General features: G+C 48.5%; 11 protein-coding genes. 4 read left to right on the plus strand and 7 right to left on the minus strand.

The features are described 5' to 3' along the window. Nucleotides 1–59 precede the first annotated feature (59 nt). Entirely contained in the window at nt 60–752 is a 693-nt protein-coding gene (locus tag AC6R0S_RS00755) for a TVP38/TMEM64 family protein (RefSeq protein WP_500631911.1), read from the plus strand. Further along, nucleotides 749–1,060, plus strand: a complete 312-nt coding sequence (locus AC6R0S_RS00760; protein ID WP_500637013.1) for a putative signal transducing protein — start codon at nt 749–751, stop codon at nt 1,058–1,060. The genes AC6R0S_RS00755 and AC6R0S_RS00760 overlap by 4 nt, the downstream gene beginning before the upstream one ends. Nucleotides 1,061–1,082: 22 nt before the next feature. Here the strand turns inward: AC6R0S_RS00760 and AC6R0S_RS00765 are convergent, their stop codons facing one another. The 5 genes from AC6R0S_RS00765 to topA form a co-directional block, all read right to left on the minus strand. Further along, complete coding sequence (locus AC6R0S_RS00765; protein WP_334551028.1) at nt 1,083–1,883, minus strand: alpha/beta fold hydrolase; 801 nt, start codon at nt 1,881–1,883, stop codon at nt 1,083–1,085. Between the two features lie 241 nt (nt 1,884–2,124). Next, nucleotides 2,125–3,585, minus strand: coding sequence for a glycogen synthase GlgA (gene glgA, locus AC6R0S_RS00770; RefSeq protein WP_500637014.1), 1,461 nt, complete (start codon nt 3,583–3,585; stop codon nt 2,125–2,127). Next, nucleotides 3,575–4,792 carry a glucose-1-phosphate adenylyltransferase gene (gene glgC, locus AC6R0S_RS00775; protein ID WP_500631909.1) on the minus strand — a complete coding sequence of 406 codons (1,218 nt, stop codon included), beginning with the start codon at nt 4,790–4,792 and terminating at the stop codon, nt 3,575–3,577. Before glgC ends, glgA begins: the two co-directional genes overlap by 11 nt. Nucleotides 4,793–5,134: 342 nt before the next feature. Beyond that, complete coding sequence (locus tag AC6R0S_RS00780; protein ID WP_500637015.1) at nt 5,135–6,829, minus strand: GGDEF domain-containing protein; 1,695 nt, start codon at nt 6,827–6,829, stop codon at nt 5,135–5,137. Between the two features lie 218 nt (nt 6,830–7,047). After that, nucleotides 7,048–9,675 carry a type I DNA topoisomerase gene (gene topA, locus AC6R0S_RS00785; protein ID WP_500631907.1) on the minus strand — a complete coding sequence of 876 codons (2,628 nt, stop codon included), beginning with the start codon at nt 9,673–9,675 and terminating at the stop codon, nt 7,048–7,050. A gap of 339 nt (nt 9,676–10,014) precedes the next feature. Here topA and AC6R0S_RS00790 point away from each other — a divergent pair, with 339 nt between their 5' ends. Further along, nucleotides 10,015–10,263, plus strand: a complete 249-nt coding sequence (locus tag AC6R0S_RS00790; RefSeq protein ID WP_334551034.1) for a YciN family protein — start codon at nt 10,015–10,017, stop codon at nt 10,261–10,263. Nucleotides 10,264–10,336: 73 nt separating this feature from the next. Here AC6R0S_RS00790 and aroA read toward each other — a convergent pair whose 3' ends face one another. Both aroA and AC6R0S_RS00800 read right to left on the minus strand, forming a co-directional pair. After that, entirely contained in the window at nt 10,337–11,617 is a 1,281-nt protein-coding gene (gene aroA, locus AC6R0S_RS00795) for a 3-phosphoshikimate 1-carboxyvinyltransferase (protein WP_500634156.1), read from the minus strand. A 139-nt stretch (nt 11,618–11,756) separates the two neighbouring features. After that, entirely contained in the window at nt 11,757–12,212 is a 456-nt protein-coding gene (locus AC6R0S_RS00800) for an outer membrane lipoprotein (RefSeq protein ID WP_487903235.1), read from the minus strand. A gap of 18 nt (nt 12,213–12,230) precedes the next feature. Here AC6R0S_RS00800 and aat point away from each other — a divergent pair. Beyond that, nucleotides 12,231–12,844: leucyl/phenylalanyl-tRNA--protein transferase (gene aat, locus AC6R0S_RS00805; RefSeq protein ID WP_500637016.1), on the plus strand; the 614-nt coding region annotated here is incomplete at its 3' end.

Here is a 12,844-nt window from a genome sequence, read left to right on the forward strand (position 1 = left end):
ACTGGCTTTTTGGTTCATATCTAACAATGATCAATGATGATGTTTTCAAAGGGATCCATATGAACAAGAAACTGCTTTTAGGTATTGGTTTGCTCGCTCTGATTGTGTTTTTAGGCGCAAACTTTGGTCAATACCTGACACTTGATAACGCCAAAGCTCAGCAGCAAGCGCTGGCTGAAATCATTGACACCCACTTTGCCCTAGCCGCGCTGAGTTACTTCTTCGCCTATGTCGCTATCACCGCCTTCTCGATCCCTGGAGCAGCCGTCGTCACCTTGCTTGGCGCTGCGCTGTTTGGCTTTTGGACCAGTTTATTGCTCGTTTCTTTTGCCAGTACGATAGGTGCCACCTTGGCGTTTTTAAGCAGCCGCTTTTTACTCAAAGAGTGGGTACAAAGCAAGTTTGGCGATAAGCTCGCGACAATTAACCAAGGGGTCGAAAAAGATGGTGCGTTTTATCTCTTCTCACTGCGCCTTATACCGGTGTTCCCTTTCTTTTTGATCAACCTCTTGATGGGTCTTACGCCCATCACCATCGCGCGCTTCTATCTGGTTAGTCAACTGGGTATGTTGCCGGGCACGGCCGTCTACCTCAACGCCGGGACTCAGCTAGCGCAAATCGACAGTTTGTCAGGCATCGTCTCCCCAACGGTACTTGCCTCTTTTGCGTTGCTTGGGGTATTCCCTATCGTTGCCAAATGGGTAATGGCCAAACTCAAAGCGACACCGCAATCCAATGGGCAAGCGTCTTGAAAATTTTTATTGCCACGACACCACCACAAGCACACATCGTGTGTGAAATGCTGCGCAGCGAAGGAATAGCCTGTGAGGTGAGAGGTGAAGGTTTGTTCGGCTTGCAGGGAGAGATTCCGTTTGGCGAAGAGGCCAGCCCGTACGTTTGGTTAATTCGCCCAGAGCAGAAGCAGGCGGCACTCGCGCTGATTGATGATTTCCAACAGGACACCCCCGACAACATTGTTTGGGTTTGCCCGACTTGCCAAGAAGAAAATGACGACCATTTTCAGTTATGTTGGCAGTGCGAGCACACCAAACCAACTTGAGTGTGCTTGGAGTCAACCGAGATTAAGCAGTGAGGTGTTGCTGAATGAAGGCGATGGAGTGATCGTTAAACTCATCTGGGCGCTCAACATTACACACATGGCCACAGTCAGGAATTTCATGCAGCTCACTGAGCGTATGTGCTGAGACCATCTCTTTCACAGGGGTGATGAACATGTAGTCTTTTTCACCCATCAGATAGAGCGTAGGAATAGGTAACTCGCGGTCTTTGAAGTAGCGCATCAGAGGGTTCACCTCTGCGGTCAAAATAAACCAACGCTTGAACTCCTTTTGGCACAACTTCTTCGCTTCGCGGATAAACATATGTCGCGACTCTTTTTGTGCTCGCTGCGGCATCACAATGTAGGCGAACAGTCGATAGAGCCACATGTAGGGCACAATGTGTTTACACAGATTGCCCAACTTCACCAGTACTTGAGAGCGTGTGTTGAGTCGTGTGACGGCGCCACCTAACACCATGGTTTTTACGCGCCCAGTCGCTAGCTCCGCTAAGTTACGGACGATGATGGTTCCAAGCGACATGCCGACAAAATGTGCCGACTGAATCTTTAGGTGATCGAGCACTTTTAAGATGTCTAATGTGACCTCTTTAAAGGTGTAGCGATTGGCAATGATCTCCTTAATCAGCTGGTTCGATTTTCCATGGCCGCGCAAATCAATCAGCAGCAAATTAAAATGCTGCTTGTAGGCTTTGATCTGTTTAAACCAAATCGATGAGCTGCCGCCTGCGCCATGCACAAAGACCACCCACTCATCGCTAGTGGGGTGTTTAAAAGTCTTATGGAATAGCAAGCTTTGAGTCATAGTCGAAAAATAACCGTTATCGTCACACAATTCAGGGCGCAGGGTAACACAAAAGCGCCCGTGTTTTTGTTTAGCATAAACGAAAACCGCCACTTTAGTGCAATCGGAAATGTTAGAAAAAATGAAAGCGCCGTGAGACTGTGCAAGCACAAAACCCCTCAGGCGCTTTCTTTATGCGGATCTATTGTCGTCTTTACGCAAACAGACTAAAAAATAGCGTCCGCAATTCAATGACCTAGTGTTAGGCGCTTAAAGCACTGTGGTAGAGTTCGATGTACTCACCCGCCGCTTTTTCCCAACAGAAGTTTTCTGTCATCGCGTGCAATTGAACCCGTTTTATCTCATTGAGATTTTGCGCGTAGAGCAGCAAAGCACGAAGCATAGTCAACAACAACGCAGTCGGCGTTGGCTCATCAAACACAAACCCAGTAGCGATTGACGGATCATCGTCGTAATGGTGAACCGTATCTTTCAGTCCACCCACACCACGAACGATTGGCAGCGTACCGTAAGCCATACTGTAGATCTGATTGAGACCACAAGGCTCAAACTCTGACGGCATCAAGAAGAAATCACTGCCCGCTTCCACCAAGTGAGCAAGCTCTTCATCGTAAGCCTCGATAAACGAAAATTTGTCGCTGTGTGTGGCTGAGAGCGCTTTAAGATGGCTTGCCAACATCGGGTCGCCGGTCCCAACAATCACCAACTGAACATCGTGTTTGAGAAACTCAGACAGAATAGGGATCAGGTAATGTAACCCTTTTTGCTGCGTCAAACGGCAAACCATGCCAAACATCGCGACGTTTTTTTCGCTCAGTTTCGCTTTTGCTTGCAGCGCCGCCTTACACGCTTTCTTACCGCGTACCATACTCTGCTTCGTCGCTCGGTAATTTAACGGTAAGTGGATGTCTGTTTCTGGGTTCCATGTACTGTAGTCGCAACCATTAAGAATCCCCACCAGATCATGGCTTCGGCTTTGAAAATCTTGCGCCATACCATGACTGCCCAGTTCGGTCTTGAGCTCTTGCGCGTACGTCGGGCTAACCGCGTTCACCTTATCAGCGGTTTTCACCCCAGCGCGAAGCATGGTGATGTGCGTTGCACTCACTGCGGCATCCGGCGCGTAATGCGTCTGGAACTCAGGCAGATCGCCGAGCTCATCATAGCCAAAGACACCTTTGAAGACCGCGTTGTGCACGGAAAGAATGCTTTTGGTATGAGCAAAAAAATCGTCACTGGCGTAACGATGCTTGAGAAGGTATGGAACCAGACCCGTGTGCCAGTCATTGGCGTGGACAATGTCCGGCTGAAAGCCCAGTTTCGGCAGCATGTCCAAACTCGCCGCACTAAAAAAGGCGAAGCGTTCACCATTGTCTGAGTAGGCTTGATTGTACTCGGCGTACATGTCAGGACGGTCAAAATACTGCGGACAATCGATGGCATACACAGTGATTCCCGATAGCGCTAGCTGCTTGACGCAATAAGGCGTATGAGGCCAGTGCTCTAATGCCGTCTCTAAAACCACAGTCGCAGACTCAATGCCTGCAACCTTGCGATAAGCGGGAAGTGTGAGTCTCACATCTTGCTCGAGCTCAAAAAGGGCTTCAGGCAGTGCCTTGGCAACATCTGCCAAGCCACCGCTTTTGATCAATCCTTCTACTTCCGATGCTACAAAGAGAATAGAGAGATTCTTAGTAGCCAACACGTGCTCCTTTTGGAATAACGACAACACCGTCATCCGACACGTGGAAATGCTTTTTATCTTCCGTCAGGTTCACACCGATTTGCGTCCCTGGCGCAATATCCACATCCTTGTCGATGATGACGCGACGCAAGACACAGCCTTCGCCGATCTTCACGTCACCTAAAAGGATACTTTCGCTAATATCGCACGCAGATGCAATATTACTTCTAAAGCCAAGCACACATTTTTCAATACGCGAACCGCGTACAAAACTACCGTTACACACTAAACTATCAATAATTTGCACTCGACCATTGTCCGAATCACTAAACGTTGCAGGCGGCAATGGTGGGTAGTAGGTGTGAAGTGGCCATTTACGGTTATAGAGCGAGAATGGCGCGTCTTTGGCAAGTAAGTCCATGTGCGCTTGCCAGTAGGCATCAATCGTACCCACATCGCGCCAATACACTTCTTCTTTCTCGCCAGTGATACGGTTGGTACTGAAGTCGTAAACGAACACGTCGCCACTTGGGAACATCTTAGGAATGATGTCTTTACCAAAGTCATGCGATGACGCTTCATTGTCGGCGTCTTCAATCAACTCAGCAAATAACGTCTCTGCTTCAAAGATATAGTTACCCATAGAGACGAGCGCGTGCTCAGGGTCACCTGGAATCGCTTTCGGATTGGCTGGCTTCTCAGCAAATCCGATCATGCGACCTTCTTCATCCACCTCGATCACACCAAACTGTGACGCCTCTGACAGTGGCATACGCAACGCAGAAACGGTCAGGGAAGCCTCTTTTTCTTTATGGAAATCAAGCATTTGTTTGATATCCATTTTATAGATGTGATCAGAGCCAAAAATACACACTTGCTCTGGCTCCGACAACTGCATGAAACGCAGGTTTTGGTAGATCGCATCTGCCGTGCCTTCGTACCAACGTTTGCCCGTGCGCATTTGCGCTGGGATCGGGTCAATAAAGCGATCCGTAATCCCGCTGATGTTCCACCCTTTTTTCAAGTGATGGAACAGAGACTGAGACTTGAACTGCGTCAGCACGTAAATGCGCATCAAATCCGCATTAACGAAATTGTTCAACGCAAAGTCAATCAGACGGTAACTCCCGCCGAAAGGCACCGAGGGTTTACTTCTTGATTCAGTTAGAGGACGCAGACGCGAACCCTCGCCACCTGCGAGGATCATACCTAAAACACCAGCCATTTTAATCTCCATTTTTATAATATTGTCGATGAGAAAGTGTAATATTTGGGGGGCTCATCGACGCTCCAAAATCTGACAGCGTTAGCGAATGGCGCATGCAAACTGCATAGATCTTACGCGCATTTTGCTACGTAAACGTTTAACACGGCGATTTACTCTACGTTATCTTATTTGCCCAAGATTACAATTTAAAATATACCGTACTTAGATGGTAAGATGAGTTACTTTGCGGATGGCTGATTCAGCTCACATTACATAAGCGATTGCTCACATAAGATTAACAAGATCACCACAAGAGAGTGACGTTCTTGCTCAGTAATAAACCTGTGTTTTATTTATGTTTTATGACAGTTCCATTAGTTGATTCAGGGTGTCATGTGGGCAGTGGTGAATATATATTTTTTCTTGATTAATTTTGGCCTGATAGAGGGCGCGATCCGCCACCGATAAAGCTTGATGCAAGGTCATCTCAGAACTAATCAGAGAGCCACCAACGGACAAACATAAGGCGGGCAATTGGTCTTGGGCTCTTTGCTGTTGAATCGTGTCAATCAATCGCTGTGCTAACGTGCTTAGCACTTCCCTCTGATCGGTTTTGATCAACAACAAAAACTCACTTTCTCCCCAACGCGCAGCAAGGTCATACTCACGAATCGTATCTGAAATGGCTACGGCAATCGACTTCAAACAAGGCGTTTTGTCTTGCCCTATGTGCTCCGCACTCAGCGCGTCACAAAGCCCAGCATCCACCCATATCAAGCCGAATTGGCTCTGTTCGCGCTTACCTCGAGCAAGCTCATTCGTCACTTCTCTTTCTATGCCACGTCGATTAAGTAAGTGCGTCATCACATCATAGGTCGCCAGTTTATCGAGCGCGGCGGTCCGCGCGACAACCAACTTCTCGACGCTTTGACGCGCCTCTAAGAGCTCTCTTTCAACAACCGCTAAGTCCGCATCAACGGTCACAGCATCCAAATGGGAGTGACGCCGACCACGAGCCATCGTGTGTAGGCGCGTGAACCACCTCTCTAGCGGCATCAACCACTCTTTGGCTGCATACAGGTAGAAGAGTACACTCAGTACCAACGCGAGGCCTAGGTAAATAAACAACAAATAATCCAGCATAAAGAGTGGCAGCACCGCGTCTACATTCAGCAGCGTCAACTCAAACCAGCCCAATGCGTCGATGTAATGCATCATGGCCACCACATTACCTGCATCTTGCTTGAGCATCAGAAACTGTGACTCACGGCCATTCAGTTGTTGATACAACGCCGACTGGATGATTTGGTAATCACTATCGTTGTCTATCACCTCTTGCAGTGTCGGGCGGCTTTGACCTTGCTCACCCAATGGAAACACAAAGCGATCGGAATCTCGGATCAATTGCACGCGCAATTGGCGATCAATAAACAGGGTCGAGAGTGGTGAGCTCTTGTGGTGATTAAGCTGACTGACCAACATATCAATATCCAAACCCGTACCGACAATGCCCAAAAACTGGCCATCGACAATAACGCTTTGGTTGATCCACGCTTTGGTTACCCCCAAGTGAGAGTCTTTATCAATGTTGACCGCCAGAGGCGTTAAGCTCGATTTTTGCTCAAAGTACCATTGGTCGTCATCCGCGTTAGGCTCTAAGGTGTATCGTTGAAAGTCACCCGTTCTAATACTGTTGACATCGTTGAAGTGATAGGAAAGGTCCTGATCGAGTGCAATAAAAAAGTTTTTGGAATCAAAGCGCCATCGGTAGTGTTCGAGCGTTTCTTGGGCCACGGAGCGATAAACACCATCTTGAGCATTCTGCGCCCAGGAGGTGATGTTGGGGTGTCTTGCCAGCTCCTGCGCCAAGGCGATTTCCGTGGTCAACGGCGCAAGAGTTTTCTCTACATCATATTGCGCGATGATTTGACCATACTTCCACATCAATTCCTCGATAATATCATCGATAATATGCTTAGAGAGCGCATAGGCTGCCAACCCGAACGCCATACAGAGTACGAAGATTGCGAAAAATAGTCTTAACTTTAGAGTCATCTTTTTATCTCACCAGAGATAGATCAATAGAAGTTCAGATTGAAAATGTCAAAACAGAACCAGCGAATCATCACAAAGTTGATTATTTATTTGGCAAATGGGGATCACCATCCCATTCATCATACTTATTATTGTTAGTTCTAAAACTAAAAAGGCAGCCTAGATTGGCTGCCTTTGGGGTCTGCTGAAGACGTGCTTATCGTAAAGACATCGTCGTGTTACTTGGCGGATTTTTTACGCTTGTCCGACACTTCCCATTTTCCGTCGATATACAAAGCGGTGTAACCCGTTGGCTTACCTTCAACTTCTGAACGAACGTAGTTCTCTTTAGTCTTACGGCTAAAACGAACCACCATAGGCAATCCGTCCGGATCCTTTTGCGGCGCTTCGGTCAAGTAGAGGAACTTAGGTGACAAGCGGTCTTTAAACCTCACCAACTCTTCAACTAGAGGTGCGCGAGTTTCACGAGATTTCGGGAACGTACTCGCTGCGAGGAAGAGACCAGACGCACCGTCTCTGAGCACAAAGTAAGCCTCTGAGTTCTCACAAGGTAGCTCAGGAAGATGTACAGGATCTTCTTTAGGCGGCGCTACCTCACCATTTTTCAGAATCTTACGCGTGTTCTTACAGGTCTCACTGGTGCAGTCCATGTATTTACCAAATCGACCGTTTTTCAGCACCATGTCACTGCCACATTTGTCACACTCAACGACAGGGCCATCGTACCCTTTGACTTTAAACTCGCCCTTTTCAACCACATAACCTTCACAGTTCGGGTTGTTACCACACACGTGCAGTTTGCGCTTGTCGTCAATCAAATACGCGTCCATCGCGGTTTCACAGATAGGACAACGTTTCTTCGCTCGCAATGCCGCGGTTTCAACGTCTTCTTCAAGGACATTGATGATGCCCTCTTCGTCACCGAGGTTAATGGTGGTTTTACAACGCTCTTTCGGTGGCAGCGCATAGCCCGAACACCCTAAGAAAACCCCTGTCGATGCGGTGCGAATTCCCATTGGACGTGAACAGGTCGGGCATTCGATGTCGGTGTAAACGATATGATTAGGCTTCATACCGCCTTCTTCTTCATCTTGCTCAGCTTGTTCAAGATCTTGAGTGAAATCTTTGAAGAAGCTATCGAGGACCGATTTCCAGTTGGCGGAACCCTCAGCGATTTGGTCGAGCTTCTCTTCCATCTTAGACGTGAACTCGTAGTTCATCAGCTCATCAAAGCTACCATCAAGACGATCGGTGACGATCTCACCCATCTTCTCGGCATAGAAACGGCGCTGATCCACTTTCACATAGCCACGGTCTTGAATGGTAGAGATGATAGATGCGTACGTCGACGGACGGCCAATGCCGCGCTTTTCAAGCTCTTTAACCAGTGCCGCTTCGGTGAAACGAGCAGGCGGCTTGGTGAAGTGCTGCTTAGGATCTAAGCTCACTAGGTCAACGTGATCGCCCACTTGCACTGGCGGTAGAATTTGGTCTTCGTTCTTACCCATCGGGCGCTGAACGCGTGTCCAACCGTCAAATTTAAGAATACGACCTTTCGCTTTCAGCGTGTATTGTGCCGCTTTAACGCTAACGGTGGTGGAATCGTACTTAGCAGGGGTCATCTGACATGCGACAAACTGATTCCAAATCAAAGCATAGAGTTTGTGCGCATCCGCTTCCATGCCTTGTAAATCCTCGGCTTTCACCGCAACATCCGAAGGACGAATCGCTTCGTGCGCTTCTTGCGCCCCTTCTTTGCTGCCGTAAACATTCGGTTTGGCGGGTAAATAGGCATCACCGTATTCACTGCCAATAAAGCCACGCACACTGTCGACCGCTTCTGCACTCAAATTGGTCGAGTCGGTACGCATATAGGTGATGTAACCGGCTTCATACAACCTTTGAGCCAGCATCATGGTTTTCTTTACGCCATAGCCAAGACGGGTACTCGCCGCTTGCTGCAACGTTGAAGTAATGAAAGGTGCGGAAGGCTTACTGGATGTCGGGCGATCTTCGCGCTTGCACACTTCAAAAGTGGCGTTTTTGAGCACATCCAACGCCACTTGAGTTTGCGCTTCATTGACGGGCTTAAATGCCGTACCATTTTCTTGCGCGACTTGAAGACGAAAATCTGTCTTGTCCGCCGTTTTGGTGTTGGCATGAATGTCCCAGAACTCTTCAGGGACAAACGCTTTGATTTCACGTTCACGCTCAACCAGCAGTTTCACCGCCACTGACTGCACGCGACCAGCAGATAAGCCTCGAGCCACCTTTTTCCACAGCAGTGGTGACACCATAAAGCCCACAACGCGATCCATAAAACGGCGCGCTTGCTGTGCATTGACGCCGTCCATGCTCAACTCACCCGGTTTTTGGAATGCTTGTTGAATCGCGTTCTTGGTAATTTCGTTAAATACAACGCGTTTGTATCGCTCTTCATCGCCGCCGATGATCTCACGAAGGTGCCAAGCGATGGCTTCTCCTTCGCGGTCCAAATCGGTGGCGAGATAGACGGCGTCCGCGTCTTTAGCAAGCTTTTGCAGCTCTGCAACCACTTTCTCTTTGCCGGGTAGGATTTGGTAGTTTGCTTCCCAACCGTGGTATGGGTCGATGCCCATCTTTTTGATCAGTGCTTTCCTGTCTTTCTCTTTCTTGATTTTGGCTTTTTCTTCAGCGCTCAAACCTTTTGTCGAGATCGCCGCCGCCTTCTGGCCTGTGCTTTGACCCGCAGTTGGTAGGTCACGGACGTGACCAACACTCGACTTCACAATGAAGTCTTTACCTAAATACTTATTGATGGTCTTCGCTTTGGCTGGCGACTCCACAATAACCAGTGACTTACCCATAATCGACTCAAGTGTCCTATTTCGGCAGCGCTTTTAGCGCACGATATACTTAAAATTTTGCTTCTTTTTTTACTATTGAGCGAGATTGCAAGAAGATCAATACCTTTTTTAAAAAAGTCAATTGACTGCTCGACAATTCGACGACTCTCCCACTATGGGTAATAAAGAAGGGCGCACATACTATAGATAGACTCAGCGATGCGCTTTAGAAATCGAAACGATTTTTGCATTTGCTCACAAAAGCGTAGCCGCACTGTCCTCTTTATCCAACGTAAACACGCATTGAAATTATGGAAAAGATGCTTAGAATTCGGCTATCAATATCAAAGAGGTAACCCCATGAGCGATAAAAAGACCATCTCAGAAGCGGAATTATTGATGATCGCCAATCACATCATCCAAGAACATGATGACTATATCGAAGGGATGCGAGCGACCAGCGTAGAAGAAAAAGAGGACGTATTGGTATTCAAAGGTGACTACTTTCTTGATGACAATGGCCTACCTACCCAAGAGACGACCGCCGTATTCAACATGTTTAAATACCTCGCTCATCACCTGTCTAAAGAGTTTACACTCGCAAAATAACCGAGCGATAGCCCCTCTCTCGCCCCAAAAAAAGCCAAGGACTTTTGCCTTGGCTTTAATCCATTCACCCTCGTTAGCAGCTCAGCGCCGCCAATTTTTCGAAGTAGTCTGGGAAGGTTTTAGAGGTGCACTTGGGATCATTAATCGTCACTGGCGTATCGCTCAGTGCAACCAACGAAAAGCACATGGCCATACGGTGATCATCGTAGGTATCGATCGCAGCGTGTGTCAGCGTTGCTGGCGGCGTCACGATAAGGTAATCCTCACCCTCTTCCACCTCTGCACCGACTTTACGCAGCTCCGTTGCCATCGCCGATAGGCGATCTGTCTCTTTCACGCGCCAGTTATAAACATTGCGTATCGCGGTTGTCCCTTTTGCAAACAGCGCGGTGGTGGCGATGGTCATCGCCGCATCGGGAATATGGTTGAAATCCATATCTACCGCTTTAAGCTCGCCCACGCGTGATATGACGTAGTCATCCCCCCACTCAATCTGAGCGCCCATTTTTTCAAGAGCATCAGCAAATTGAATATCGCCCTGGATACTGTTTTTGCCAATGCCGGTGACTTTGATCTCTCCGCCTTTAATCGCGGCGGCAGCCAAGAAGTAAGACGCGGAAGAGGCATCACCTTCAACCAGAAAATCACCCGGGGCGAGATAAGATTGGCCACTCTGGATCACAAATTCTTGGTAGTCGCGGTTCTCTACTTCAACACCAAACTGCTTCATGATGTGCAGAGTGATATCGATGTAAGGCTTTGAGACTAACTCACCAATGATTTTGATCGCCACATCCCCTTTCGCCAGCGGTGCTGCCATAAGGAATGCGGTCAAAAACTGACTCGAGATGGAGCCGTCAATTTCAACGGTACCACCAGAAAGCCCCGTGCCTTGAATTTTCAGCGGTGGATAGTTAGGGTTTTCCAGATAGGTGATCTCCGCACCAGCTTGACGTAGCGCATCCACTAAGTGACCAATCGGGCGCTCTTTCATGCGCGGCTCGCCAGTCAGCACATAATCGCCAGTGCCAAGACAGAGCGCCGCAGCCAATGGGCGCATCGCCGTGCCGGCATTGCCCAAAAAGAGCTCAAGTGCGCCCTCGCTATGAAATGCGTGACCGAGACCTTCCACCTCACAGACGGTTTTATCGTCCGATAAAGTGTAGCTGACGCCAAGTTGCGTCAGTGCATTGAGCATATGGCGAATATCGTCGCTATGGAGTAAGTTTGTCAGGCGTGTTGTCCCTTTTGCTAGCGCAGCAAGCAGCAGCGCACGATTTGAGACACTTTTTGAACCAGGTAAGTTGACCTCACCATTGACTTTATTGATCGGTTGTAACGTAAGGCTTTCCATTCAGTGAGTTGTTCCTTTATCACCCTCATTCCTATTGAGGGCAATGAAAAATTCTTCGTACTGGCAGACTAACTAAAATCCCCGGTTAAAACCAGAGCTAAGTCACGTACAAATACGATTGAGTGCCTGTGCGACTCCATCAATAGGTCTTATCCACCCGAACGCCGTTGTCAAAATACAAAATCCTGACTTTATCTCCGCGACTAAATAGCATGTTGGGGTCCACATCTTGAATCACATCCACCAAGTGGCCGCTGTCGGTTTCAATCAACAGCTCAACCAATTTGTACTCCACTTTATAGATTTGATTGGCACGATGCCTTGCCACACTGGCTCCCGCGACGGCGCCTACCGCCGTTGCCACCTCTCTCCCGGTACCATCACCAAACTGATTGCCAACCACACCACCAATGACGGCACCTAACAAGGTTTCCCAGCCATTCGCGTGCGACTGAACGGTTTCTTCTTGACTGATGTAGCGCACGGTATCCACTGCGCCAAACACCACTTCGTTCACAGGTCTGGCAACATTTCTCTGATAAGCAGCATTGGCAAACAGAGGAAAAATCAATAAGATCCAAGTCCACTTTTTCATCTCACGTCCTCTTCGATTATGACGATATATTTGACTGAGTTAGACCCACAAACGCTGAGCTTTCCGTCTCCATTTGAGGCGTTAGAAGAGCCCAACGGCCTACTCGCCTTTGGCGGCGATCTCTCACCAGAGCGCGTTGAACTGGCTTATCAGCACGGCATCTTCCCCTGGTTTGGGCCAGGTGAACCCATCTTGTGGTGGAGCCCAGCACCGAGGGCGGTCTTTTATCCTAAGACCTTTGCCCCGGCAAAAAGTCTCAAGAAGTTTCAAAAAAAACAGCGTTACTCTGTGAGTATAAACAAGGCGACCGCACAAGTGATCGACTATTGCGCCAGTGTTCGCCCTGCCGATGAGACATGGTTGAACGAAGAGATGCGTGACACGTATAAGAGGTTGGCCAAGAAAGGGCGCGTCCATTCGGTCGAAGTGTGGCAAGACGAGACCTTGATTGGCGGTCTCTATGGCGTCAGCGTTGGCCAACTGTTTTGTGGTGAGTCGATGTTTAGCCTCAAACCCAACGCCTCCAAAGTGGCGCTTTGGTATTTTTGTCGCCACTTTGCCCGTCATGATGGTCAGCTCATTGACTGCCAGGTGATGAATCCGCACCTTGACTCATTGGGCGCAGAGGAGAT

It is taken from the genome of Vibrio sp. R15-SG3-ISO1B (assembly GCF_059833835.1).